Annotated in this window: 19 protein-coding genes; 11 read left to right on the plus strand and 8 right to left on the minus strand. The window is 60.9% G+C overall.

Translation table 11 applies throughout. The features are described 5' to 3' along the window. Positions 1 to 76: 76 nt before the first annotated feature. Both ACZ5IL_RS16665 and ACZ5IL_RS16670 read left to right on the plus strand, forming a co-directional pair. The gene (locus ACZ5IL_RS16665; protein WP_464593209.1) at positions 77 to 610 is read left to right on the plus strand and encodes a SixA phosphatase family protein; all 534 of its coding nucleotides are present in this window, start codon (positions 77 to 79) and stop codon (positions 608 to 610) included. 133 nt (positions 611 to 743) lie between these two features. Next, complete coding sequence (locus ACZ5IL_RS16670) at positions 744 to 1,172, plus strand: universal stress protein (protein WP_425908776.1); 429 nt, start codon at positions 744 to 746, stop codon at positions 1,170 to 1,172. 27 nt (positions 1,173 to 1,199) lie between these two features. Here ACZ5IL_RS16670 and ACZ5IL_RS16675 read toward each other — a convergent pair whose 3' ends face one another. After that, complete coding sequence (locus ACZ5IL_RS16675) at positions 1,200 to 1,787, minus strand: hypothetical protein (protein WP_464593212.1); 588 nt, start codon at positions 1,785 to 1,787, stop codon at positions 1,200 to 1,202. A gap of 169 nt (positions 1,788 to 1,956) precedes the next feature. Here ACZ5IL_RS16675 and ACZ5IL_RS16680 point away from each other — a divergent pair, with 169 nt between their 5' ends. The 4 genes from ACZ5IL_RS16680 to ACZ5IL_RS16695 all read left to right on the plus strand — a co-directional run bounded on the left by ACZ5IL_RS16680 (position 1,957) and on the right by ACZ5IL_RS16695 (position 7,891). After that, entirely contained in the window at positions 1,957 to 2,391 is a 435-nt protein-coding gene (locus tag ACZ5IL_RS16680; protein WP_464593214.1) for a hypothetical protein, read from the plus strand. A 687-nt stretch (positions 2,392 to 3,078) separates the two neighbouring features. Continuing rightward, the gene (locus tag ACZ5IL_RS16685) at positions 3,079 to 4,206 is read left to right on the plus strand and encodes a lysylphosphatidylglycerol synthase transmembrane domain-containing protein (protein ID WP_464593216.1); all 1,128 of its coding nucleotides are present in this window, start codon (positions 3,079 to 3,081) and stop codon (positions 4,204 to 4,206) included. A 57-nt stretch (positions 4,207 to 4,263) separates the two neighbouring features. Further along, positions 4,264 to 6,303: an SGNH/GDSL hydrolase family protein gene (locus ACZ5IL_RS16690; RefSeq protein WP_464593218.1), complete on the plus strand. Its 2,040-nt coding sequence runs from the start codon at positions 4,264 to 4,266 to the stop codon at positions 6,301 to 6,303. A gap of 229 nt (positions 6,304 to 6,532) precedes the next feature. Then, complete coding sequence (locus ACZ5IL_RS16695) at positions 6,533 to 7,891, plus strand: hypothetical protein (protein ID WP_464593220.1); 1,359 nt, start codon at positions 6,533 to 6,535, stop codon at positions 7,889 to 7,891. Between the two features lie 375 nt (positions 7,892 to 8,266). On the opposite strand, the gene ACZ5IL_RS16700 is transcribed toward ACZ5IL_RS16695, so the two are convergent. The 3 genes from ACZ5IL_RS16700 to ACZ5IL_RS16710 form a co-directional block, all read right to left on the minus strand. Beyond that, complete coding sequence (locus tag ACZ5IL_RS16700) at positions 8,267 to 9,295, minus strand: NAD(P)/FAD-dependent oxidoreductase (RefSeq protein WP_464593222.1); 1,029 nt, start codon at positions 9,293 to 9,295, stop codon at positions 8,267 to 8,269. 231 nt (positions 9,296 to 9,526) lie between these two features. Beyond that, positions 9,527 to 9,847 (minus strand): 2Fe-2S iron-sulfur cluster-binding protein, encoded by a 321-nt coding sequence (locus ACZ5IL_RS16705; protein ID WP_079446138.1) that lies wholly within the window; start codon positions 9,845 to 9,847, stop codon positions 9,527 to 9,529. A gap of 123 nt (positions 9,848 to 9,970) precedes the next feature. Next, positions 9,971 to 10,348 (minus strand): Hpt domain-containing protein, encoded by a 378-nt coding sequence (locus tag ACZ5IL_RS16710; RefSeq protein WP_464593224.1) that lies wholly within the window; start codon positions 10,346 to 10,348, stop codon positions 9,971 to 9,973. Between the two features lie 378 nt (positions 10,349 to 10,726). Here ACZ5IL_RS16710 and ACZ5IL_RS16715 point away from each other — a divergent pair, with 378 nt between their 5' ends. The 3 genes from ACZ5IL_RS16715 (at position 10,727) to ACZ5IL_RS16725 (ending at position 18,784) form a co-directional block, all read left to right on the plus strand. After that, entirely contained in the window at positions 10,727 to 16,123 is a 5,397-nt protein-coding gene (locus tag ACZ5IL_RS16715; RefSeq protein ID WP_464593226.1) for an apolipoprotein A-IV repeat region-like domain-containing protein, read from the plus strand. A 382-nt stretch (positions 16,124 to 16,505) separates the two neighbouring features. Continuing rightward, a complete protein-coding gene (gene dgcA / locus ACZ5IL_RS16720; protein ID WP_464593228.1) occupies positions 16,506 to 17,501 on the plus strand; it encodes an N-acetyl-D-Glu racemase DgcA in 996 nt (331 codons plus the stop codon). Positions 17,502 to 17,692: 191 nt separating this feature from the next. Continuing rightward, a complete protein-coding gene (locus tag ACZ5IL_RS16725; RefSeq protein ID WP_464593230.1) occupies positions 17,693 to 18,784 on the plus strand; it encodes a hypothetical protein in 1,092 nt (363 codons plus the stop codon). 30 nt (positions 18,785 to 18,814) lie between these two features. Here the strand turns inward: ACZ5IL_RS16725 and ACZ5IL_RS16730 are convergent, their stop codons facing one another. From ACZ5IL_RS16730 to thiD, 3 genes are all read right to left on the minus strand, one after another. After that, entirely contained in the window at positions 18,815 to 19,864 is a 1,050-nt protein-coding gene (locus ACZ5IL_RS16730; RefSeq protein ID WP_464593232.1) for a glycosyltransferase family 4 protein, read from the minus strand. After that, the gene (locus ACZ5IL_RS16735) at positions 19,865 to 20,677 is read right to left on the minus strand and encodes a UDP-2,3-diacylglucosamine diphosphatase (RefSeq protein WP_464593234.1); all 813 of its coding nucleotides are present in this window, start codon (positions 20,675 to 20,677) and stop codon (positions 19,865 to 19,867) included. 63 nt (positions 20,678 to 20,740) lie between these two features. Then, a complete protein-coding gene (gene thiD, locus ACZ5IL_RS16740; RefSeq protein WP_464593236.1) occupies positions 20,741 to 21,547 on the minus strand; it encodes a bifunctional hydroxymethylpyrimidine kinase/phosphomethylpyrimidine kinase in 807 nt (268 codons plus the stop codon). A gap of 171 nt (positions 21,548 to 21,718) precedes the next feature. On the opposite strand from thiD, the gene ACZ5IL_RS16745 reads away from it, so the two are divergent. After that, positions 21,719 to 21,964, plus strand: a complete 246-nt coding sequence (locus ACZ5IL_RS16745; protein WP_464593238.1) for an Lrp/AsnC ligand binding domain-containing protein — start codon at positions 21,719 to 21,721, stop codon at positions 21,962 to 21,964. A gap of 79 nt (positions 21,965 to 22,043) precedes the next feature. Beyond that, positions 22,044 to 22,469 carry a CHRD domain-containing protein gene (locus ACZ5IL_RS16750; RefSeq protein WP_464593240.1) on the plus strand — a complete coding sequence of 142 codons (426 nt, stop codon included), beginning with the start codon at positions 22,044 to 22,046 and terminating at the stop codon, positions 22,467 to 22,469. 19 nt (positions 22,470 to 22,488) lie between these two features. Here ACZ5IL_RS16750 and ACZ5IL_RS16755 read toward each other — a convergent pair whose 3' ends face one another. Then, on the minus strand, positions 22,489 to 24,780 hold the full coding sequence (locus tag ACZ5IL_RS16755) for a xanthine dehydrogenase family protein molybdopterin-binding subunit (RefSeq protein WP_464593242.1): 2,292 nt from the start codon (positions 24,778 to 24,780) through the stop codon (positions 22,489 to 22,491). Positions 24,781 to 24,807: the final 27 nt, after the last annotated feature.

Below are 24,807 nucleotides of genomic sequence, written 5' to 3' on the forward strand. Positions count from 1 at the left end.
CCGTGCAAGGTTGTAGACTAAGCCGCCCTACCCCCCGCGTCCCGGGTCATGCTTAACCTCGAATCGAGCCAGCGTCATGCGCCGCCTTCTGCTGCTTCGACACGCAAAAACCGAACGCGATTCGCCCAGCGGAAGCGATCGGGACCGCCCGCTTGCCGCGCGCGGCCGCAACGACGCCGCCGAAATCGGCGCGTGGCTTTTCACTGAGCGATCGCTGCTGCCGGATCGCGCGTTGATATCGACCGCTGTGCGGGCGCGTGAGACCTGGGACATCGTTCGGCAAAAGTTTTCGGATCAAGGGGCTCAGGGACTTGTCGAGCACCTACCGGAGCTATACGGCGCCGAGCCGGCGCAACTTTTGACAATTATTCGTTTAGTCGGCCCGGATCCTGAGCGCCTCATGATCGTCGGGCACAATCCCGGCATGCACGACCTCGCGCTTCGTCTGATCGGCGGCGGTGACGCAGCCGGACGTGCGGCGTTAGCCGACAACCTGCCGACGTCAGGTCTTGCCGTCATCGACTTCGCCGTCGATCGCTGGGACAGCATCACGTTCGGTGGCGGACAACTCGTCCGGTACGTCAGCCCGAAACTGCTGAAGGAAGCCTGACAGTTCGGCCTTTCAGCCGACTCCGCATCGCTTTCATGATATGCTTGTATGGCACACAGCAAGCGGCCCCTTAAGTCAGCTCCTGAGGAAGACAGGATTCGACGCGGGGACTGGGCATGATGGAGGACACCCGATGTTCAAATCCATTCTCGTGCCAATCGATCTTACCAACACCGATCTCGCCAAGCCCGCCGTTGCAACCGCGGTGTTGTTGTCGCAAACCTCGAACGGAACCATCAGGCTACTGAACGTGCTGCACATGACGCCGGTGATGCTCACCGAATACGTGCCGGCGGATTTCGACATGCTGCAGCGCCAGTCGTCCCAGGAGGCGCTGGCAATCGTCGCACGCGAGGTGGACATCGAACCGTCGCGCATTTCCAGCGTGGTGCGGCAGGGTAGCAGCGTCTATCACGAGATTCTTGAGGAATCCCAGGCCGTCGACGCCGACCTGATCGTGATGGCTTCGCATCGGCCGGCGATGAAGACCTACTTTCTTGGCTCCAATGCCGGTTATGTTGTGCGTTATGCCAGCTGCTCGGTGTTGGTCGTGCGACATTGAGCGTCAAGAGCGAAGAACAGCGTCAGTTTACGGCAGCAACTCCCGCGGCAACGCATTGAATGCGTAGGCACGCGGCCTGTTGCGGTGCATGAAACGGCCGATCTGCCAGCCGAAAAGCGCCGACAGACCGACGATGAACAGCGCGCCGCCCCATTCGCCTGTCACCATCGCCCGCACCAGCAGGGCTGCCATCGCTACGGACAGCAGCGTCAACACGCCCGCGCCCGCAAAATATAGCACCGGGTTCAGGCCTCCAACGAGCATGGTGCGCGCGCCATGCGCTGCAAGCCGTCGGTGCAGTTCGACGATGAACGCGCGGTAGTCCTTGTCCTGCGTATCCATCAGCGCCAAAGTCCGCCAGGTGGTGGACATCACGATGATGCATCCGCCGTCCCTATGGCTGATCTCGGTGCGGAATCGGTGCGACTGCATCGACATCGGCCGGTAGGACATGCGCAAGACAGCGACGTCCGCATAGCGCCATCTTCCCGTCCGGCGGCCAACGCGCCACGATATCCCGTCATCCTCCAACGCGAACCGATGCGCAGAGCCGATCAGCGAGGCTCTATAGGCGTATCCAACGCTAGGCGGCGGTATCTCTGGTGGCGGCGACACAATCGGTACCCTTCGCACAGCGGTGAGCTCTCTTGCTCGACGTGCAGTTTTTATCCTAGAGTCTTCCACCGCCTCACGGAAACAGTGAAAAACTCTAGTTTTTGATTTGACGCGTTTTTTTTCACGCGAACCGAATTTCACTTCGCTCGAAAACGCTATAGAAAACCTCATGGCTGAAACCGCTTATTTTCCGCGCCACTTGATCGTCGGCGGGGCAATGGTGTCCGGCATATTGCTCGCTCTCGCCGTGCACATGCTGGGCGCTCAGATTGGCCTCGATCTCGGTGGGCTCTGGCGTTCCGATGCCAAGGATTTCATGCCGGCGGGTGCCGCGATCGCATGGTGGCTGGTCGCAACGGCCAGCTTTTCCGGCAGCTATTTTGTCGCGACGCTGATGCATAGCGCAGCGTCCAACCGTATTCAGCAGCGGCTCCGACAGTTCCTGATCGTAGTCGCCGTACTGTTTCTGGCGGGCGCGGGACAGGCCGCCTCGGCGCCCAGCACCGCGCCGACCGTCTCGAGTTTCATAACCGGCCTTGCCGTGCTCGGCCTTGGCGCGGCGATGGCCTTCTGCGGCGCTTACTTCACGCTGCGCAAGACCTGACTCTCAAGGCTACTCTTGCATGGCACTTCCGGCTCGCCGAGTCCCGACACAAGCTCATCGTGCCGGCATTCCGTCCTGTTTGTCCTGAGCACGAAGAGGTGATCGATCCGGCTTCGATTCGCGCCGGTTCGCCTGTGCACCGCGAAGCGGCCATGCACAAGTTCAGCACCAGCTTCACAAATTGTTTCCCTCGCGTAATAAGCGATGTCATATATCCGACGCATAAGGAGCTGTCGGGGGCCTTGATGATGTCGTCTGCAAGAACCTCCTAACCGGCGATGGAACACGGGGCGTCTTATGCCTATATGCATCGTCAACTCACTTTCCCCGCTGCGGACGCGCGCAGCGGGGATGTGTGCTGACGTTTTTTCGACCGGTGAAGGCGCCGCCGCGTTCAGGCCTGATAGCCACCGTCAAACGCGCCGTTTTGTCTGATGAGTTTTTCGCGTATGAGAGACGGAACAGCCGCTTGCCTTCCTCTCCGCAATCGGCTCGAAACGTATCGTGACCTGGTGTGGTGGTCAGAATTTGGCGTCATTGTCCCGACGAGGCCGTCGAGCAGCGTCTTCTGAAATCAAACCACACCGGAATAGTGAGATTACTAGTGTCCCTTGATTTCGAAATTCGCATTGAACGTTTCCACAAGGCCATAAGACCTTCGGAATCGGGGCGCTAGCGGGAGGACGAATGCAACGGCTGCTGACCGCGCTGCAGCGCGGCTTCAAGGAATGGATCGGCTGGAAACGGCTTGGTGTCGTTGCGAGCTTCGTCATCATCGCATTCGCGATCACGACTCTTATCCACACCCTTAAGGGCGTCGACTCCGGTGTTATCCTGGTCGCGCTGACGGAAAAGTCGTCCTCCGAGATCGCCTTGGCCGCGCTTTGCGTCATCGGGGCGTTCTGCACCCTGACCTTTTATGATTTCTTCGCGGTGCGGACGATCGGCAAGGATCACATCCCCTATCGCGTCGCGGCGCTCGCAGCCTTCACGAGCTACACCATCGGCCACAACGTCGGCGCGACGGTGTTTACCGGCGGCGCGATCCGGTTCCGGATCTATTCGGACTATGGGCTGAACGCCATCGACGTCGCAAAGATCTGTTTTATCTCCGGGCTGACGTTCTGGCTCGGCAACCTGTTCGTGCTCGGCATCGGCATGGCCTGGCATCCCTGGGCGGCGAGCGCGATGGACCTGCTGCCGCCGTCAGTCAACCGCCTGATCGCATTCGGCTGCCTCGCCGGCATCGCGATCTATCTCGCATGGATCATCACCGGTCGCAACCGCCGCGAACTCGGGCAGAACGGCTGGAAGGTCGTGCTGCCGTCCGCGCCGCTGACCTTCGTGCAAATCCTGATCGGAGTCGTCGATCTCGGATTCTGTGCATTGGCAATGTATCTGTTGATGCCCACGCATCCGGACATTGATTTCGTGTCGGTGGCGGTCGTTTTCATTCTGGCCACCCTGCTCGGCTTCGCCAGTCATGCGCCGGGAAGCCTCGGCGTGTTCGACGCGGCAATGTTGGTGGCGCTGCCGCAGTTCGGCAAGGAGCAGTTGCTGGCGACGCTGCTGGTATTCCGGATTCTCTATTTCATGATCCCGTTCGCCATTGCCATCACCATCATGGGCACCCGCGAACTCTGGCTCAACGTGGTGCAGCCTTGGCAGCACCGCCGCAGGATCAACGGCAACGGCAACAGCGACGTTATCGGTGACAACGGCGCTAAGGACGGCCACGGTAACGTCAACAGCGATGGCCCGCCGGATGAGGCGGCATCGCCGCGGGCGGCCAAGTCGCCGGTCGCGCAGGACTGAGCCGGCGACTTCCTCTCCGCTCTTATTTCCGCCAAAACTGTCACGTCAAAACCATTTATGCTTCGCGCCCACGCCTCGTTCCTGGTCGGTATTGCCCTCACATTTCTTGGCAGCCTTGCCGCGCAGCAAATCGCCGCGCAGCCGCTTTCCACTGGCATCGCCCCGGCCGACCCCGCCGCTCCAATCCAGGATCAGGCTGCCGGCGGAATGCAGATTTCCTGGGAGGTCCGTAGTCGCTTCCGGCTGTTCCGGGAGGAGCGGGATTTCCAGATCCATGTCGCCGCCGCCGGCAACCAGAGCATTCTCGCCGCCGAGCAAGCGCTGGAGCTGCAAAGCGACGGCCGCGGCTGGGCCCGCAACGCCGTGAACCGTCTTTGCATCGATCTCGGGGGCCACATCAGCGAGCCCTGCACGCGCGACAAGATCAAGGAAAGCTATCTGACGCCGACGGAGCATCCGGTCACCGTGCGCCTGACCGGCGCGGTCCCGGTCGGTGCCGTCTGCGCCTGGTCGTTCGACGATGGCGACGGCCCCCGCGCCACAACGCAGGACTGCGCCGAGCCGATCGACTTCCGCGCCCGCTATGGCCGCGCCACCAACGCCACCGTCGATGTCACGAGCGGCAGCGACGCACCGCAGCGCCTGATGACGCAGATCAAGGTGCGCGACATCCTCGTCGCCGGCCTCGGCGACTCCATCGCTTCCGGTGAAGGCAACCCGGATCGCCCTGTTGCGCTGTCGGACGAAGGCTTTTGCTTCCGCTCCTATCTCGGCGGCGCGGCGGACGAATTTTACCGGCCGAGCCGAGCCGGCTACAAGGGCGGCCGAGCCTGCGGCACCTCCGGCTCGCTACAGACCTGGCAGCAATACGGCGCGCTGTGGATGAATGCGGCCTGCCATCGCTCGCTTTACAGCTACCAGGCCCGCACCGCGCTCGCACTCGCGGTGCGCTATACGCACGTCGCGGTAACCTATCTACCGCTGGCCTGCACCGGCGCCAGCATTCCCGACGGGATGCTGGGTTCGCAGCGCGCGCGCGAATGCCTGACCTCGAAGTCGTCGGCCAAGTGCCAGGGCACCGTCAACGGCCAGATCGCCCAGCTGCGCGAAGCGCTCGCGGCTGCGAGGCACCGCCAGCCCGACCGCAGGCTCGATCTCGTGCTGATGACCATCGGCGCCAACGACATCAATTTCTCCGGCCTCGTGTCCGACGTCATCGTGGATGCGGCAACCGAGCGCGCGCTGTTCAGGCGCGGCGGCCTGATCGGATCGGTCGACGATTCACGATCGAGCCTCGTGCGCGACCTGCCGGAATCCTTCGCCCGGCTGCGCACAGCATTGAAGCCACTGTTGGATAACGACCTGTCGCGGGCGGTGTTCGTCTCCTATGCCAACCCGGCGCTGGCGAACGGCGGCGCGCCCTGCACCGGCGGCAAAGCGGGCTTCGACGTACATCCGTCGTTCAATGCCGATCCCGGGCGGCTCGCCGCGGTCACCGGCTATGTTCAAAACGAATTCCTGCCGCGGCTGAAAGCCCTCGCCTTGTGCCAATCCGGCGTGATCTGTCGTGATCCCGCCGGCGACCGCATGACCTTCGTCGAGGCGCATCAGGCGGCTTTCGCCGATCACGGATTTTGCGCGCGCGCTGGCAGCGATCCCGAATTCGACCGCGAATGTTTCTCGCCTCAAGGCAACAGCTTCGTCAGCAACATCGTCGAGGCGCCGCAGCAGCCTCTCGCCTGCGGCCGTGAGGCAAGCGCGTTCCGCGCCTATCTGCCCCGCGCGCGCTGGATACGCGACGCCAACGACAGCTACTTCACCGCGATGACCTACCCGCAAGCGCAGTCTTCATCGATGCAGCCCTCCGACATCCATGACGCGACATGGGGACTGCTCTCCGCGGTGTACGGCGGCGCGATCCATCCAACCGCCGAGGGTCATGCCGCGATGGCGGACGCCACGCTGCCGGCGGCCGAGGCGCAACTGCATCTCAACGCCGCCGATGGAAGCAATGTGACAGGCGAACCGCTGCCGCCGTTGGCGTTGCCAACGTCGCCAGCACCCACCCCGCCAGCGCCGATGCAACCGGATCAATAGCACGTGGACAAGATGGCCCAGGGTGCTTCGCATCATCGGAATGAGGGCGACATCTTCCTTCGCGATGACGATTCCGGTTGTGCTCGTGCCACTACATTTTTTTAATCCTAGTGCTCACTGTAGGTAAGCTAGTCAGCATGCTGTCGTCCAGTGTCCGACAGAAGAATGCGGCTCTGCGCCGGGCTTCTCGCTTCGGCGCAGAGGACAATTAGACGACATAGAGGGAGCAATGCATTCGCTTTTCGACCGAAAGGCGTGGACCGAAAGACTGCAGCGGTTGAACTTTTATCGCATTGTGGTTGTCGTCCTCATGCCACTCGTTTGGCTGTCATTTTTCGCGATTGGACGGCGTCAGTCGTATTTCCAGCGTATTCTTTCGAACTGCGAAGTTGCCTGTTTTATCGAATGCTGGACTGTTGCCGCCAAGGGCAAACTAATTGACACGGAATCGCCGCTCGCCAGCGAGATTAACAACGCAACCGACTACTATCTCAGACGAGCGGTTTATGAGCGCGGCGAGTTTGGCAAGTGCGAACTGCTGATCCTCCGCATTCCGCATGCATACTGGTTTACGCGCAACGTCAACAAAGCCGACGAGCGGCGCGCACTAGACTTTGCAGGAGAGCACCACCTCGCACCGATACTTGAGAAGTATGCAAACCTCTACAACTATGTGTGCTTCGCAGCGTCGAAGGAAATTGAAAAGATGGAGGTTCGGACGAAAGAACCTGCCAGCGTGAACTACTGGCGGTCTAAAGTTCGCTTCGACCGATTGCCGAAACCATTGAATGATAAAACCAAGGCGAGAGCCATTCAGAAGTTCTTGGCCGAATGGGTTAGAGAACTCAAACTTAGCTTTGCGCGAGCAAGCTACATTAAAATCGACTTCGCGCTTTCCGACTTGACCTCTTTGGCCACGCTCTGTGGCGCTCTTCTGCTATTCTTAGGATACACTCGAATTTTCATTCTTGGAGCCTATTTTGGCTTTCCCTTCCAGAATTACTTCGGCATTGCCGACTACCTGACGACCAGCCTCAACCTAACAGGACAAGTTATGGTCGGAGGTATTCTATCTGCAATTTTAACTTATGGTTTAGTCGCCACGGCGAACTCGTATTCGGTTCAGCAAACGGAGTTGCAAACAAATTCTTCTCAAGCAAAGCGACTGAGATTTATCTACCATTTCACAGGCATTTCGGCGCTTGTTGCCGCAGTAATCACATACGTTCGGCTCGGCTACATCGACGACACTGCCGCGCTTGGCGCGCTCGTCTACGTCGGCGTGTTCGCAATAGCCAGAGCGAGCGTTGCTATATTTGAGAATCCTTTGAAAGCCTATATGGCGCTGGGCTTCGTCTACTTCAGCTTTGTCTCTACGCTGACCGGTGCAGTTCGCGAAATTCAGCGCCTAAATCAACCTCCCACCGGCTCGCCCACGAGGACATTGCAGTTCGAGGATGCGCGGTACGACGAAAAGGAATGGCAACTAGTCGCGATCACGACCGATTACGTGATCATTCGGAATAGGCAAACCAAGCAGCTACTTGTCCGGTCGCGAAATGAGTTAAAGTCGATAGAGGCCATTTAGCAAAGTCGAGCAACGCACAATAATTCCTTGGTCTCAATTCACTCGCCGCAACGGCAGGCTCGGCAAGTCGACGACCTTGTTGCCGCTACTGCTCCAGATGCGGCGATCCGTCACCGGGGAAAACTATCCCCGTGTTGCCTAGCAAGTTCGTGTCGCCGCCTGCCGCAGAGCCATGTCAGTCGCGGCGAAATCTAGGAATATTTGCGCATAAGCGCGGCGTTTTGGCGACGGCGCGTCTGCCGCGTTTCCGCCACCGCGAAACCGCCGTCCGGTCGCAACGAATGAGGCGAAAACGCCGTTGCCCTGGGTTTGCCGCAAGAGTTCTCGCGAACAATCCGGAGGCTTTCGGCGTCGCGCGTTGGCGAGCCGACGCCCTCAATTCACCCCGAGCTTCTTCTGCAGGCTCGACGACGACGTCGTGTATTGGAACACCAGCCGCTTGTCCGGATAGACGTAGCGATGTGCCTTCTGCGCCATCAGCGCGCCCTCGTGGAAGCCCGAGAGGATCAGCTTCAGCTTGCCGGGATAGGTGTTGATGTCGCCGATCGCGAAGATGCCCGGAACGTTAGTCTCGAACGACGCGGTCTCCACCGGTAGGAGGTTGTTCTCAAGGTGAAGGCCCCAGTTGGCGACCGGGCCGAGCTTCATGGTCAGACCGAAGAACGGCAGCATGGTATCGCAACTGACAGTCGACATCGCATTGTCGCTGCCCTTCACCTGCGCGCCGGAGAGTTTTCCGTCCGCGCCTTCCAGCGCCGTGACCTGGCCGATCTTCAAATCCATCTTGCCGTCGGCGACCAGCTTGCGCATCTGCTCGACGCTATGAGGAGCCGCGCGAAAATCGTCGCGCCGATGCAGTAGCGTCATGCGCTTCGCCAGCGGGTGCAGGTTGAGCGTCCAGTCGAGCGCGGAGTCGCCGCCGCCGACGATCAGAATCTCCTTGTCGCGGAACTGCTCCATCTTGCGCACCGCATAGAACACGGAAGTGTTTTCATAAGCCTCGATGCCGGGCACCGGCGGCCGTTTCGGCTGGAACGAGCCGCCACCCGCGGACACCACGACGACCTTGCACTCGAACACCTGGCCAGCGTCGGTGGTGACGCGGAATCCGGGATCGCCGATTTTCTCGATGCTCTCCACCATCTCGTTGAGATGGAACGTCGGGTTGAACGGCTTGATCTGCTCCAGCAGGGCTTCGGTGAGCCCTTGACCGGTCACCAACGGAATACCGGGAATGTCGTAGATCGGCTTCTCCGGATAAAGCTCGGCGCACTGCCCGCCGATCTTGTCGAGGATGTCGACAAGATGCACCTTCATGTCGAGCAGCCCCAGTTCGAACACGGCAAACAGTCCGCAGGGGCCCGCACCGATAATCAGCACATCCGTCTTGATCGCTTCGCTCATGTCAGCTTCTTTTTCCGTTGAAATCTTTGCGCGGGCCAGCACGACGGCCGCGCCGCTGCCTGGATATTCCTGACGCGTTTCTTCCCGCGAACGCTTATCAAATTCGCTTCGCTATAACCAACCGGCCGGTTTGAGGAAAGCCATAAACTGTCGCGGCGCCTGCACCGCGTCCGGCCAGCGTCACGCCAGATGCGGCTTTGTGGGCGGGCGTCAGTCGGCCATGCGACGCGCTTAAGCCTGCCGTTCCGGTACCGTAACCACAAGGCCTTCGAGTTCGTCGCTTACCTTGATCTGGCAGGACAATCGCGAATTCGGCCGCACATCGTAGCCGAAGTCGAGCATATCCTCTTCCATCGGCGTCGGTTTGCCGACCTTCTCGGCCCACGCGTCGTCGATATAGACGTGACAGGTGGCGCAGGCGCAGGCGCCGCCGCATTCGGCCTCAATGCCGGGAACGGCGTTACGGATTGCAGCTTCCATGACGGTCGCGCCGTTATCGACGTCAACAGTGCGGGTTTCGCCGGAATGGTCGACAAAGTTGATCTTGGTCATAGGGTGCCGTGTTGCCGAACAGATTACTGGTAATGAGGAAGTTCGGCTGTCCTATAACGAAACGATCGGGCCAACGCCAGCGGTCGGCGCAAAAAGGCGACTCGCAGGGATCCGCCGGTGGCCTCAGGAGCGCCGCAGGATCGCATCAATTGCCTGGCAAACCTGATTGACGGTTTCATTCAGCGTAACCCGCGGCTCGGCCGAATCGGCACCCTTGCGAAGCGCGGTTTCCAGGTCGGCGGCGGCAGCGGCGACGTGAATGGCGCCTATCGCCCGCGCGGAGCCTTTCAGTTTGTGCGCCAGGATCGCGGCATTCGGCGGAAGTTGCGCCAGCGAGGCGGCCAGCTCGGCGGCCTGACCGGCGAACATTGCCAAAACCTCCCGTTCAAGACTGTCATCGCCAAGTGTCATGCGATGGAGATGGTCGAAATCGATCGGCCCATCCTCCGGAACCAACGGTGGCGACGGCATCCAGTCGACCTGTCCAAGAGAAAACGACATTGCTGCTATCCGGGCATCCGCTGCGACGGCGAGGTTCCCCCGCAGAATCCGACCCTACCAATCATGGAACTGGTTAATGGAACGTTTCAGGTACGAAACTGACCTTCCGTATGTTTGGAGACCAATTTCGACCTACCGCCCCATGACTTTCGAGCCGCGCGAGCGGTCGGCGCCGCCAGCCGTTAACGATGATTAAGATTGTGTTAATCACGACCATTTCATTCGAGACGCCAAGCCAATAGGATGTTGGGGGGAAGTGACCGACAACGGGCGGTGGCGATTGCCGCGCCTGGGACCGGCTTGGGGCTCGGGTCGGCGACCGGACTTGCAGCGGCGACGCGAACTTGCGGTTTGCGTAACACGAGGGCGTGGACTGAGATGGCGAACAATCCCAAGAAAATCAAAGATCCGACAGAGGTCGCTCTCTCCGCCATACAGGAGGCGCTGAGCATCGGTGAGGCATCCGCAGCAGACCTTGATCAGGCTGTGGCCCGTCACGATGTCGCCCCGCCGGTCCCACCCGCTGGCCATGGCGAGGAGTGGCCCGGCATCCATGCAGATCGATCGATTCTTGAAGCCGCTGAAGGACCGCACTTCACGCGACGCCCTGCCAACGACGACCGTGAAACGATCGGGCAAATCCTTCAGTCACTCCAAAAGAGCGGTCCTTCCCGCAACATCTACACGCTGGCGACGCTGTTCGCCGGTATCTGGATTCTCGGCGCCGGTCTTCTGACGATCAGCTTTTTGCCGTCGCTTCAGGCTGCCCTTGGTCAGGGTAGCGGCGGCACGCTCGCCCTCACCGGTCTGATTGCCGTGTTTTTCGCCCCTGTGCTGCTGTTCTACTTTTTGGCCAATATGGCGTGGCGCGGACAGGAATTGCGCATGATCGCGCAGTCGATGGCCCAGGTGGCGATCCGGTTCTCCGAGCCGGAAGGCTTGGCGAGCGATTCGGTGGTGACTGTGGGACAGGCGATCCGGCGCGAAGTCGCCGCGATGGGCGACGGCGTCGAGCGTGCCATCGCCCGAGCCGGCGAACTGGAAGCCTTGGTCGCCAACGAGGTCGCCGCGCTGGAACGTGCCTATTCTGATAACGAGGTGCGGATTCGCGCCTTGCTTCAGGATATCGCGCATCAGCGGGACAACCTCGTCGGCCAGGCCGAGCAGGTCCGCAATGCGATCTCGGGTGTCCAGATAGACCTGCGGCATGACATCGCGCTGATCAGTGATGCCATCGCCTCGCGCGTCGACGATGTCGCAAAAGGCATCACCGGTACGTTGGAAGAGCGCGGCGAGCACATCACAACGGCTCTTAGTAATGCCGGAGACAACATGATTTTTGCGCTCGGCGAACGGGGCGGCGACTTGCTCGACCGCCTTGAGGAAGCCAGCGCCCAGACCGCACGCGCCGTTCTCGACGCCAGCGAACGCTTGACCAGCAGCCTTAATTTCAAGACCGGTCACGTCCACGATGAATTCGTCGATCTGGCCGACCGCGTCCATGACATGCTGAACGATCGGATCGACCGGATTACGGGCGACTTCGAGCAAAAATCGGCATCCATCGTCGAAGGCATTTCGGACCGCACCGAACAAGTCCACGACGCTCTGAAAAACTCCAGCGATTCCTTGCTGGTGGAACTCGAGCTTCGCGGCGGCGACCTTGCCAGCAAGATCGATGAGGCCGGCAACCGGCTGGCAAGCCGGATTCTATCGTGCGGTGACAAGGCGAGCGAAGCACTCGACGTCACAGTCAACACACTGGTGGCCAACGTTGTCACTCAAACCGAAACCGCGCACGACACGCTTAGCCTTCAGATGAACGCGTTCGATCAACTGGTGAAAGACCAAGGCTCCGAACTCGCAGAGAAATTCGCACGCGACAGCGGCACGCTCGGCGCTCTGATCACTCGCCACATCTCGGAGTTTGATCGCACGGTGAAGACCTTCGGCGCTGAGATCGTCGATCGCCTTGGCCAGCGCACCGAAGATATCGCACAGAGTATGAGGAACTATGTCGATACCTTCGATACACGGCTGACTTCCAATGGAGGCGAGATCAGCGCCGCGCTGGATCAGCATCTGGCGAGATTCGAAACCTCGCTCCAGTCGCGCGTCACCAATCTCGATGCTTCGTTTGACGCTAAAATCAAGTCGTTCGACGAATCCGTCAACGGCCGCCTGAAAACACTGGAGCAAATCTTCGATACGCGTGCAAAATCAGTCACGGAGACAATCGACAGCCGGCTCGGCACCCTCACCTCGTCGCTATCCGATGGCGCCGCTCATGCGATCGGCTCGATCGAAAGTCGCCTCTCCCTCCTGACAACATCGCTGGCTGAAGGCGCGACGCAGGCCGTCGTGGCCCTTGAAGGGCGCATCTCGGGGGTAACTGAAGCCATCGACGACCGCAGCGCTTACCTCGCGGATACGATCACAGCGCGGTTCCAGGAAATCCATCAAGGTCTCGACGAACGTGTGGGCTTTGTCGCGACCGCGATCGACACACGGGTCGCGCAATTCGAGGATCTGCTCGGATCGCGAATTGAAGCCGTGGCAGGCCGCTTCGAATTGAGCGGGCGCGAGGCCAGCGATACACTGTTGGCACGCGCCGAGGAGCTGTCGCTCGGTATCAAGTCGCATGTCGAGGATGCGGAGCGCTCGCTGACCAATCTGATCGTCAATACAAGCGAAACCATTCAGACGGGCGCTCGCTCTGCCAAACAGTCCCTGCTTTCGATTTCAACCGATGTGGGTGCCCAGCTTCAGCTGACGTCGACGGAGGTCGAGCGCGCCTTGACCACCGCCGGAACGACGGCTGCCAGCTCCATCCTCAACAGCGCCCGCGAGGCGCAGACGACGCTGATCAACTCATCCGCAGAGACTGCAAGTCAGGCGAAATCCCTGTCAGCCGATATCGAGCGGACGCTGACTGCCGCTGGCGCCAACACGGCAGATTCAGTTCTCGCCGGCGCGCGCGCGGCGCAGACCACGCTGGTCGCCGCGTCATCGGACGCCGCAAATCAAGTGAAATCGCTCGCGAGCGATATCGAACGCACGCTCACGACTGTCGGGTCCGACGTTGAGCGCATGCTGTCCGCCACCGGCACGTCGGCCGCGGACGCTGTCCTGTCGAGTGCGAGGGAGGCCCAAACCACACTCGTCAACGCTTCGGCCGACGCCGCAAATCAGGTCAAATCGCTCGGAAGCGACATAGAGCGAGCATTGACAGCAGCGAGCGTTGATACCGCCGCCGCCATACTCAACAGCGCACGCGAAGCCCAGAGCACCCTCACCACCACGTCGGCAGAGGCCGTAAGTCAGGTCAAGTTGCTTGCAAGCGACATCGAGCAGACATTGACGACAGTGAGCGCCGGCACCGCCGCCGCCATTCTCAACAGCGCACGCGAAGCCCAGAGCACCCTCACCACCACGTCGGCCGATACCGCAAGCCAGGTCAAATCGCTCGCAAGCGACATCGAGCGGACATTGACGACAGTAAGCGCCGATACCGCCGCCGCCATTCTCAACAGCGCACGCGAAGCCCATAACACCCTCACCACCACATCGGCCGATACCGTAAGCCAGGTCAAATCGCTTACGAACGAGATCGAACAGACGCTGACGACGGTAGGCGCTGAGACCACCGCCGCGCTTCTCGGCAGTGCACGTCAGGCCCAGAGCACGCTGACCACCGCTTCCGCCGACTCGGCCAATCAGATCAAAGTGATCTCGTCGGATATCGAACGCACCCTCCACGCAGCCGCGGCAAATACCACCGAGATAATTCAGGCGAGTGCGCAAAATGCGCAAACCGCCCTTGTCTCGGCGTCGAACGAAGTCAGCATGAAGGTCAAGTCGGCCTCGACCGACGCCGAGCGCTTGATCTTCTCGGCCAGCGGCGGCTTCGGCGCGATGATCACCGGTAAAACGGACGAAATCGTCAATTACGTTCAGCAGCAGACGGATCGTCTCTCACAGGTTCTCGACACCAAACGGGGATCTCTGATCGAAGCTCTCGGGAGCAAGGCCGATCAACTCAACTCCGATATCGGCCGCGTTACCGGCGACGCCCTCAAGTCGATCGAAGCCAGAGGCCAGGCATTCTCGCAATCGATCGCGGCGAATGGCTCTGACGTGGTCCGCACAATCACCAACGCGGGCGAGCTAGCAACGGCCGCGGTCAGCAAATCATTGAAGGATCTCGAGGAGGCATCCCACTCCGCCATCGATCAGTCCCGGCAAGCATCCATCGCGGCCGTCACCGAGATGCAGGAGACCAGCAAGATATTGCGCACGGATACAGTTGCGCTGTTTGAGCGGCTGCGAGAGGGCAATATTCTTCTTCAGGAGGTCCTCACCGGAGCGCACGAAAATCTCAATTCGCTGGAGCGCACGCTCGTCACACGCGTCGCCGATTTCGTTACTACGATGAGGGATGTCACCTCGCAGAGCGGCCTCGCGACTCAGACACTTGAAGATCAACTGACGTTGTTCAACACCAAAACCTCGAAGGCTCTCGATGATCTTGGCGGCTTGTCCGCCGAGTTTGAGAATCACGGAAAAATTTTGGTCGAAGCTACAGCGCGAGTCGAACAGAGCAACCGAAGCGCCACCTCCTCCGTCGAGGAGCGTAAGTCGGCGCTGGAATCACTCGTGACAACAATCGACTTGCGGACGACCGACTTCGATCAACGGCTGACGCGTTTTACGAGCTTGCTCGATGAATCGCTCGCCGCCGCCGAAGAGCGCGCCCGCGATATCGCGCGGGTGGTGGCCGAAACCGCCGGCGCAGGATCTGCCGCGATCAACCGTCAGTTTGAAGCCGTTCGGGCTACGGCCGAGGAAGAACGCCGACTGACGTCGGAATCGATGAGCGAGATTTGCAAGAAGGCGAGCCAGGAATCTGAGTCGATGCTCAGGCAGTCCGCCGACCGCTTCGCGGCGTTGGTGCAGAGCATGAAGCAGATGTCGGCCGAGATGCATTCCGAGCTGGAGGCGACGCGCGGCGAGCTTCGTCGCGGCGTGCTTGAGATGCCACAGGAGGCGGCGGAGAGCACCGCTCAGATGCGCAAAGTGATTGTGGATCAGATCGAAGCGCTTGCCGAACTCAACCGGATCGTCGCACGCCATGGCCATGGGTTCGACGTCGTCAGCAGCGGAAGTTCGCAGCGCGAGGAAGAGCCGGTGATGGCGGCCGCTGCCAGTCGGAGCGCGGCAACGGCACGCCCTGTGGCACGTATGCGTGACAACGGCAGTGCATCGAACCTGCCGACACCGGACCTTGGCATTCAGTCAGCTCGCCGCACCGATCAGCCAGCCAAACCGCCAGGCGCTGACGATGAGGGTGACGGTTGGCTTTCGGATTTGCTGAACCGCGCCGATACCGGAAGCGGCGACATTCCACGCGGACGACCAGCGCCGCCGACGGCGCCCGTAAATCCGCTGGATTCACTGTCGCTCGATATCGGCCGCCTGATGGACCGCAAGCTTGTCGGCGAGATGTGGGACCGCTATCAGCGTGGCGAACGCAAGGCCTTCACTAAGCGGCTCTACACGCCAGGCGGTCAAAAGGCCTTTGACGAGGTGGCCCGCAAATACCGTACGGACCGCACTTTCAAACAGACGGCGGATCGCTACATTGCCGAATTTGAACGGTTGCTGGACGAGGTCGCACGCGACGAGCGAGAACCCTCGGCAATAAGCGACCATCTGACATCAGAGACCGGGTTGGTCTATACCTTGCTCGCGCATGCGGCGGGGCGGCTCGCATAGCGCTTCACCGGCTGAAAAACGGAGGTTTAAACCTCCGTTTCTTGGCTTTTGATACCGACGAAGACCAGATCGCACCCGGAATATCGCAGCCCTTTCAATTCAAGGGGTCGCAGCGGGCACAAGATCGCGCTACGCAGCATGCTCCTTCCGCCCCTTTAGAAGGCCAGCCGACAACGCGGGAGCCGTGCGTTGCCGCCAACGTTTGGCCAGCGCCAGACCGGTCGCCTTGCGCAACCGGGTTCAGTGTGGGATCGTTGGCCGACATTCCGCGCAGTGGTCTCTGCCGACATGAAGCGGAACGTCAACACGGGGACGCTGGCTCGCGGATTTATCCCTCCTAACGTGACCGGCTTGCGTTGCATTCGGACCTGTCAATTTGGAAATGTTGTCGAACGACGCAATCACGCTTCGGTGCCGCATCGAACGCTGGCCGATCGCCGGGAGTTTCACGATCAGCCGCGGCGCCAAAACCGAAGCCGTCGTGGTCGTCGCCGAAATCAGCCGGAGTGGCCACACCGGACGCGGGGAATGCGTTCCATACGCTCGTTATGGGGAGACGCCGGAAGGGGTTCTCGCTGCCATCCTCGGAATGCAGAAGCCTCTCGCAGCAGGCCTGGATCGCCAATCACTCGCGTCCGCCATGCCAGCTGGCGCGGCGCGGAACGCACTGGACTGCGCGCTCTGGGATCTCGAGGCTAAATGCAACGGCCGGCGGATATGGACATTACTGGATCGTCCGACGCCCTCTCCTCGCTCCACGGCCTACACAATCTCACTCGGCTCGCCTGAGGCGATGGCGGCAGCGACCGCCAAAGCCGCGCATCGGCCCCTCCTCAAGATCAAACTTGGTGGCGACGGCGATCCTCAGCGCATAGCCGCTGTGCGCAAGCAGGCTCGCGAATCGGAACTGATCGTCGACGCCAACGAAGCCTGGACGCTTCATAATCTCGAGCGGAACCTGGCGGCTTGCGAGGCCGCCGGCGTCACACTCGTCGAGCAACCCCTCCCCGCAGGGAGCGACGACGCGCTGGCACGCATTCGCAGACCCATTGCTGTCTGCGCCGATGAAAGCGTTCATGACCGGGCATCGCTCGACGGCCTTCGCGAACGCTACGACGCCATCAACATCAAGCTCGATAAGACCGGCGGTCTGACCGAAGCGCTGGCCATGGCGGATGCGGCTCGCGCGTTGCGTTTCGAAATCATGATCGGGTGCATGGTCGCAACTTCGCTGTCGATGGCGCCCGCCATGCTGATCGCGCAGCAAGCCCGCTTCGTCGACCTCGATGGTCCGCTGTTGCTGGCAGACGACCGTGACAACGGTCTTCGCTACGACGGCAGCACGGTCTATCCGCCGGACGCGGCGCTCTGGGGCTGATCCCGCAGGCTCTCACGGAACGTTCTCAGGGATGGTGCGCCGGCAAGCTCACGGGCGACCGCGAACCACCTGCTCTCCAGAACGCGGCGAATGGGGATTTCCGATTCGGATTGCGTCAATTCAATTGCGATTCGGGCTGAATCGTGTTGATCGTTACAGCAACGCGCAATGATTTACGCGACGAGTTTGCCATGGCCGATGAAGCTTTTGCCCTGTCGCCGATTTCCGCCAGCGCTGCGCCTCTCAGCGAGACCGACTTCGACGCCATTCGTGAAGCCTTTATGGAGACGTCGAGAGGCCGGTGGTTTCTTGCCGAGTACGCCAAGCGCAACCGCAGCGCCGACACTGCGATGGTGCTCGATGCCGTTGCGCGCATCGAGCAAACTATCGCGACTCAACAACAGGCAGCGCCCGCCGACACATTGCCCAACGCGCTCACCGCGATCAGGAGAAGTCTCGTTGAAGCCAGAACCGCCACAATGGCGGCATTCGACAAGCGGGTCATAAACGATGCACTCGTCCCGATTCAGAATGGCGTACGCATCATTCGTGAAATCTCGTGGCGTTGGCGCGAGATCGGCGGGGACAGCCGTATTTGCGATATCCTCGAGTCGCAGGCCGGCGCGATCGAGAAAGCTCATTCACAGCTTGCCGCCAGAGACGACGTGGCGACGCTGCATTCAGCGTTCAGTCTGATCGAGACAACACTCGACGGGTTGTGGGACTCGCCGAGCTCGAAGGCTTCTCCGTCCCCACTCAAAACCGAATCCCCGACGACGAGCGACGAAGCCGTCACCCTACCCGAAGAAGCGGCATCTCACGAGCAGGCAATGGCGGAAGCTGCTGTCGTTGAGCCAGAAACGGTCACCGCTACTGTGCGCGACGCGCCGATCGCAGCCGCCGATGGAGTGACGACGGCAAACCATATCGAACGCGAACCCGCCGCCGAAGTGAGTGAACAGGACATAGCGCACGACGACGCGGTGCTCGACATGATCGCGCTCGAAATGGGAGCGCCTGATTTCGAAGAACCCACGACGGACGATGCTAATATTGACAGACCGGAAACCGTCGAGCTAGCGCCAACTGCCGAGCCGATCGCAGACCACTCTGACGCGCGTATTGATTCTGAGACCGAGTCAACGCCCGAAATTGCCGCGCCACCTTCACTCGGCGTCTCGCTGCTGGAGAGCGGAATCGTCCCGCGAATCACGCCGCGTTCCGATCCGATGGCTCCGTTCAGGCGCATGACTCAAGCGGAAAAGATCGCGTTCTTTTCCTGATCATCCGTCTCCCATTGCAGCTTTGCAAGATCAGGCGACGAAACGCGGGTTGGCGATGTGAGAACTTGCCGTTCTCGTCTCAGCTGCGCAAGCCTCAACTATATTGGTGACGAAAGCGCGGGCTGACTTCTCCCATGTCCGGCTAGCGGCAAACTCAAGGCAGGCCTCGGGCGCGATTTTCAGCGCCGCCAGGGACGCCAATCGTAAATCCTCATCGAGGACGCCGACGGGAGTATCACCGATGACATCGCGCGGGCCGGCCGCAGGGAAGGCCGCGACCGGAACACCGCTCGCCAGCGCTTCGAGAAGAACGAGGCCGAACGTATCGGTGCGACTCGGGAACACAAACACGTCGGCGGCGGCATATGTTGCTGCCAGTTGTTCGCCTGCTCGCGCGCCGAGAAAGACCGCGTCCGGATAGGTCCGCTCGAGCGTTGCGCGAGCCGGTCCATCGCCGACGACAACCTTGGTGCCGGGTAGATCGAGGCCGAGAAACGCATCGAGATTTTTCTCGACCGCAATGCGTCCGACCGACAGAAAAATCGGGCGCGGCAGGCGGAGATCGGTCTCTCGCGGATGAAACAAGCCGACGTCGACGCCCCGCGGCCACAGCACCACATTGCGGAAGCCACGCTGGCGCAACTCGTCCGCAAGCGCTGGGGTTGCTGCCATAACCGCTCGGCTAGCACTATGAAACCAGCGTAGCGCGGCCCATATCCAGGCTTCGGGGATCGGCGCGCGCGCCGAAATGTAATCCGGAAAACGGGTATGGAAGCTCGTCGTGAACGGCCTTACATGCTTGCGACAATAGCGACGCACCAAAAGGCCGATCGGCCCCTCGGTCGCGATGTGAATGCTGTCGGGATTGGCCTCTGCGATCAGCGCGGCGATCCTGGTCGGCTCGGGCAGTGCGACGCGAATTCCAGGATAACCCGGCAGCGCAACAGTCCGGAACGACTCCGGGGTCAGAAAGCGGATATCGACGCCAAACGGCTTGGCGGCGGCGGCAGTCATCGTCAGTGTCCGCACTACGCCATTGATCTGCGGATGCCAGGCGTCGGTAGCGATCAGTATACGCATCTACGCCGCACGCGCGCTTATAGGCACCACAGACGGCGAATGGCGCAACGGATCGGCCCATGTGATGATCTCAAATCGACCGTCCTCATGTTCGGCAAGCGCGGTGCAACTCTCCACCCAATCGCCGCAGTTCATGTAGCGGATGCCCTGCTCGTCGCGGATCGTGGCGTGGTGAATATGGCCGCAGATCACGCCGTCGGCGCCGTGACGACGCGCCTCGCCGGCCAGCGTCTGCTCGAACGCGCCGATGTAGTTCACTGCGTTCTTGACCTTGAATTTCGCCCATTTCGATAGCGACCAGTACGGGAATCCGAACGAGCGGCGGAACGCGTTGACGATGCGATTGGCCCGGATGGCGAAGTCATAGGCTTTGTCGCCGAGGTGGGCGAGCCACCGTGCGTTCTGAACCACCAGGTCGAAGATATCGCCATGGATAACGAGATAGCTCCGCCCGTCTGCGCCGTTATGAATCGCGTTCTCGACGACCTCGATCCCACCGAAATGCGTTCCGTAATAGGACCGAAGGAACTCGTCGTGGTTGCCGGGCACGTAAATGACTGTCGTGCCTTTGCGCGCCTTGCGCAGCATTTTCTGGACGAGGTCGTTATGCGATTGCGGCCAGTACCAGCTCGACTTCAGCGCCCAGCCATCGATGATATCGCCGACGAGATAAATCGTCTCTGCATCGTGATACTTGAGGAAGTCCAGCAGCTGGCCGGCCTGAGAGCCGCCCGCACCCAGATGGACGTCGGAGATGAACAGAGCCCGGAAACGGCGATCTGGATTGCCTTCATTCATCACGTCGCTGCCCATGGTAGCGCAGCTACCATGCCGTCATGACAGAGCAATGACGGACACAATCCGACGGCGACACCATCAGCCGCGATCGAACCCGTGAAAATGATGAACAGGTCCATGGCCGCGACCGACGTTTAGCCGGTCGGCGGCTGCGATCGCCGCCGTGATGTAATCTTTCGCTTTGCGCACAGCGGTTTCCATACCGTCGCCCTTGGCCAGACCTGCAGCGATAGCCGACGACAGCGAACAGCCAGTGCCGTGGGTATTTTTCGTGGTGGCACGCGGAGCGGCCAGCTGAAGCGTTCCTTGGCGGGTGACAAGATAATCGACGCTTTCGGGACCATGCATGTGCCCGCCTTTGATCAAGACCGCAGCACAGCCTAGCTCCAGCAACCGCTGGCCCTGCCGCACGATATCGCTTTCGCTCTCCGCAACGGGTTCGTCGAGCAGCATTGCGGCCTCCGGCAGGTTTGGCGTCATCAGTTGCGCTCGCGGAGCAAGTGTTCTCCGTAATGCCTCAACCGCATCAAACTCCAATAGGCGGCCCCCTGAAGTCGCAACCATCACCGGATCGAGCACCACATGCGCGGGCGTCCAGCGCAGCAGGCCGGCGACGATGGCATCGATCGCGGCGGCTTGAGCGACCATCCCGATCTTAAGGGCTCCGACATCGAGATCGCTGAACACCGCGTCGATCTGCGCGGTCACGAAATGGGCCGGAACGTGGTGGATTCCCATGACGCCTTGCGTGTTCTGCGCAGTCAGCGCCGTAATGACCGACGCTCCATAGACGCCAAGCGCGGCGAATGTCTTGAGATCGGCCTGGATTCCCGCGCCGCCGCTGGAGTCCGAGCCAGCGATGGTCAAGGCGATAGGGACTGTCATCGTCTTCTCACGTAAGCCATCAAATCAAGCCAGCATAGTCAGCGCGGCCCGGCAGGGATAGGCGGCAGGATTGGCAAGCAGGCGCTGTCGCGGCGTGCTTTCTCAAGCGTGACCGGTGTTCTCCCGACCTGAAATCGTTATATTGGAGCTTCGTCCTTCCGGAGATACGCGATGGTCCCCTTCTTCGTCCAATTCAAGTGCAAGCTCGGCCAATCCTATGCCGTCGCCAACACTCTCGCCGAAGCCGAGATCGCCTCCGAGATTTATTCCACCGCCGGCGACTACGACCTGCTGGCGAAGTTCTATGTCGATAACGACACCGATATCGGTCACTTCATCAACGAAAAGGTACAGGTCATTCCCGGCATTCAGGACACCCACACCATTATTACTTTCAAGGCGTTCGGATCGAAGTAGCTGCTGCCGGTATCGGGAACAAACTGCGGTAAGCCTCGTTTGAATTTGCACCAACTCTGAACACGATGAGGAGAAAACGATGAAAACCGCCGGGATTTCTCTCGCCGCCCTCACCCTCGCCGCTGCTATCACGTTCGCGGGTCAAGCCTCCGCTGAAAAACTGAAAGCAACCCTGAACGGCGCATCCGAAGTGCCCGCCAATACCAGCAAGGGCACCGGAACGGTCGATGCGAATTACGATCCCGCGTCCAAAAAACTGACATGGAAACTGACCTATTCGGGTCTCACCGGTCCGGTGACGGCCGCCCATTTCCATGGCCCGGCAGCCGCCGGCGAGAATGCGGGCATTGCAGTTCCGATCTCCGATGCGACGTCCAGCCCGGCCGACGGCAGCACCACGCTGACCGACGCGCAAGCCGCCGATCTCCTTGCCGGCAAGTACTATGTCAACGTCCACACCGCAGCCCATCCTGGCGGCGAAATCCGGGGTCAGGTCACCAAGTAGGATTCCGACTCGACCGTCTTCACCGGCCCCGCTGAGCGTTCCGGATCGCCGTCCAAACTCGCTCGGGCGTCGTTGGCATGTCGATGTGGTCGATCCCGTACTCCCGCCACAGGCCATCGATGATGGCATTGACCACCGCTGGGCAGGAGCCGATGGCGCCTGCTTCACCCGCTCCCTTGATCCCGAGAGGATTGGTGGCGCAGGGAACATTGTGGGTCTCGAAGGTGATCGAGACGCCGTCGGCGGCGCGCGGCAGCGCGTAATCCATCAACGTCCCGGTGACGAGCTGTCCGTCCTCACTATAGACCGCATGCTCCATCAGCGCCTGGCCGATGCCCTGCATGGTGCCGCCATGGACCTGCCCCGCAAGCAGCAGCGGATTCAACGTCACGCCGAAGTCGTCGACGACCACGTAATTCACAAGTTCGATCTTTCCGGTCGCCGGATCGATCTCGACTTCGACGAGATGGGTACCGTTCGGGTAAGTGCCGTCGGCGCTGCTGAAACTCTCGTCGGCCGTAAGCTTCGATGGGTCGGCGCGCTTTGCAAGATCGGCCAAGGAGACGGAGCGGTCCGTACCAGCGATACGGATCGAACCGTCGCTGATCTCGAGGTCGGTCGCGCTGGTTTCGAGCGCCTCGGAGGCGATCTCGCGGAGCTGCGCGCCGAGCTTGCGGGTCGCCCGCTCGACGCTGACGCCGCCGGACGGAATCGAACTCGACCCTCCGGTGCCGAGACCGGTAGCGACCACATCGGTGTCGCCCTGCATCAGGTGAACCCGTTCGGGAGGTATCCCAAACTGATCGGCAATGATCTGCGCATAGGCGGTGGCGTGGCCCTGCCCGGTTGATTGCGTACCGATCAACACGGTGACGTCACCATTGGCATCAAGCCGTACGTCCGCCCGCTCGCGTCCCATGGTGCCGCAGACCTCGACATAGGTGGCCAAACCGATACCACGAACAAAACCCCGCTTTTTCGCAGCTTCCGCCCGCTTGGGAAATTCCTGCCATTTCGCGATCTCGATCGCGCGCTTCATGTGCATCGCGAAATCGCCGGAGTCATAGATCTTGCCCGTGGCTGTCCGGTACGGCATCGCTTGCGGTGAAATGAAGTTCTTGCGCCGGATCGCGTCCGGCGTCATTCCGATCTTGCGCGCGGCGGCATCGACCAACCGCTCCACAACATAGGCTGCCTCGGGCCGGCCCGCGCCTCGATAGGCATCGACCGGCACGGTGTTGGTGAACACCGCGCGGACGCGGCAATGAAACGCCTGGATATCATAGAGGCCCGGCAGCATCCCGGCTCCGCTATAGGGAATGTCCGGACCGAAGGTCGAGAGATAAGCTCCCATATCTCCCATCAGATCGACGTCCATGCCGAGGAACCTGCCGTCGTGGGCCAGCGCCATGCGCGCGGTCGTGACGTTGTCGCGCCCCTGCGAGTCGCCAACGAAATGGTCCGACCTCTCTGCCGTCCATTTGATTGTTCTGTGAAGTTTTTTCGAGGCGACCGCGATCAATGCGTATTCGCGATAAGGAAACAGCTTGGTGCCGAATCCGCCGCCGACATCGGGACAGATCACGCGCATCTTTTCCATCGGTATCTTCAGCACGGACCGGCAAAGGATCTCACGTAGGCGATGGCTGCCCTGACTGCCGACCGTCAGTGTCAAGTGATCGCGTCCCGCGTCATATTCGCAGACTGCGGCGCGCGTCTCCATAAAGTTGGTGACGACGCGCGGATTGACGATTGAAATCTCGGCAACGGCATGCGCCCCGGCGAAGGCGGCATCGGCCGCCTTCTTGTCGCCGAGCGAAACGTCGAACAGAACGTTGCCGGCGTTATCCGGCCAGACCTGAGGCGCACCGTCTTTCACGGCATTGGCGACGCCAACAACCGAAGCAAGCGGCGTCCATCCGACCTCGATCGCCTCGAGCGCGTCGCGTGCGTGCTCGACCGTATCGGCGACAACGAAAGCGATGGCATCACCGACATGCCGCACCTCGTCCTTCGGCAGAATGGGATACGGCGGCGCGGTGAAGGGTTGGTCAGGCAAACTGAACTGGCAGGGCAAGCCCCCGAGATCGCCGACATCGGCTGCGGTGAGAATCAGGGCCACCCCCGCCAAGCCGCGAGCGCGCGAGGCATCGATCCTGTATGTTGCATGAGCATGCGGTGAGCGCAGCATCAGCGCGTGCAGCGCATCGGAAGGCGTGTGATCGTCGGTATAGCGCCCCTTGCCGCGAATAAGGGCATCATCTTCCTGGCGCCGAACGCTTTGGCCTATGCCGAACTTTACGGGAGCCATGGGATCTCCAGCTATGTTCCCCGATTA

This window comes from Nitrobacter sp. CN101 (assembly GCF_055390255.1).

What these genes read in the sequence shown, in the direction of transcription:
- ACZ5IL_RS16730 (WP_464593232.1), bottom strand. Translation starts at nt 19,864, where the DNA reads ATGCGTATACTGATCGCTACCGACGCCTGGCATCCGCAGATCAATGGC.
- ACZ5IL_RS16750 (WP_464593240.1), top strand. Translation starts at nt 22,044, where the DNA reads ATGAAAACCGCCGGGATTTCTCTCGCCGCCCTCACCCTCGCCGCTGCT.
- ACZ5IL_RS16755 (WP_464593242.1), bottom strand. Translation starts at nt 24,780, where the DNA reads ATGGCTCCCGTAAAGTTCGGCATAGGCCAAAGCGTTCGGCGCCAGGAA.
- ACZ5IL_RS16685 (WP_464593216.1), top strand. Translation starts at nt 3,079, where the DNA reads ATGCAACGGCTGCTGACCGCGCTGCAGCGCGGCTTCAAGGAATGGATC.
- ACZ5IL_RS16715 (WP_464593226.1), top strand. Translation starts at nt 10,727, where the DNA reads ATGGCGAACAATCCCAAGAAAATCAAAGATCCGACAGAGGTCGCTCTC.
- ACZ5IL_RS16700 (WP_464593222.1), bottom strand. Translation starts at nt 9,295, where the DNA reads ATGAGCGAAGCGATCAAGACGGATGTGCTGATTATCGGTGCGGGCCCC.
- ACZ5IL_RS16695 (WP_464593220.1), top strand. Translation starts at nt 6,533, where the DNA reads ATGCATTCGCTTTTCGACCGAAAGGCGTGGACCGAAAGACTGCAGCGG.
- ACZ5IL_RS16670 (WP_425908776.1), top strand. Translation starts at nt 744, where the DNA reads ATGTTCAAATCCATTCTCGTGCCAATCGATCTTACCAACACCGATCTC.
- ACZ5IL_RS16665 (WP_464593209.1), top strand. Translation starts at nt 77, where the DNA reads ATGCGCCGCCTTCTGCTGCTTCGACACGCAAAAACCGAACGCGATTCG.
- ACZ5IL_RS16680 (WP_464593214.1), top strand. Translation starts at nt 1,957, where the DNA reads ATGGCTGAAACCGCTTATTTTCCGCGCCACTTGATCGTCGGCGGGGCA.
- ACZ5IL_RS16725 (WP_464593230.1), top strand. Translation starts at nt 17,693, where the DNA reads ATGGCCGATGAAGCTTTTGCCCTGTCGCCGATTTCCGCCAGCGCTGCG.
- dgcA (WP_464593228.1), top strand. Translation starts at nt 16,506, where the DNA reads ATGTTGTCGAACGACGCAATCACGCTTCGGTGCCGCATCGAACGCTGG.
- ACZ5IL_RS16745 (WP_464593238.1), top strand. Translation starts at nt 21,719, where the DNA reads ATGGTCCCCTTCTTCGTCCAATTCAAGTGCAAGCTCGGCCAATCCTAT.
- ACZ5IL_RS16735 (WP_464593234.1), bottom strand. Translation starts at nt 20,677, where the DNA reads ATGGGCAGCGACGTGATGAATGAAGGCAATCCAGATCGCCGTTTCCGG.
- ACZ5IL_RS16710 (WP_464593224.1), bottom strand. Translation starts at nt 10,348, where the DNA reads ATGTCGTTTTCTCTTGGACAGGTCGACTGGATGCCGTCGCCACCGTTG.
- ACZ5IL_RS16690 (WP_464593218.1), top strand. Translation starts at nt 4,264, where the DNA reads ATGCTTCGCGCCCACGCCTCGTTCCTGGTCGGTATTGCCCTCACATTT.
- ACZ5IL_RS16705 (WP_079446138.1), bottom strand. Translation starts at nt 9,847, where the DNA reads ATGACCAAGATCAACTTTGTCGACCATTCCGGCGAAACCCGCACTGTT.
- thiD (WP_464593236.1), bottom strand. Translation starts at nt 21,547, where the DNA reads ATGACAGTCCCTATCGCCTTGACCATCGCTGGCTCGGACTCCAGCGGC.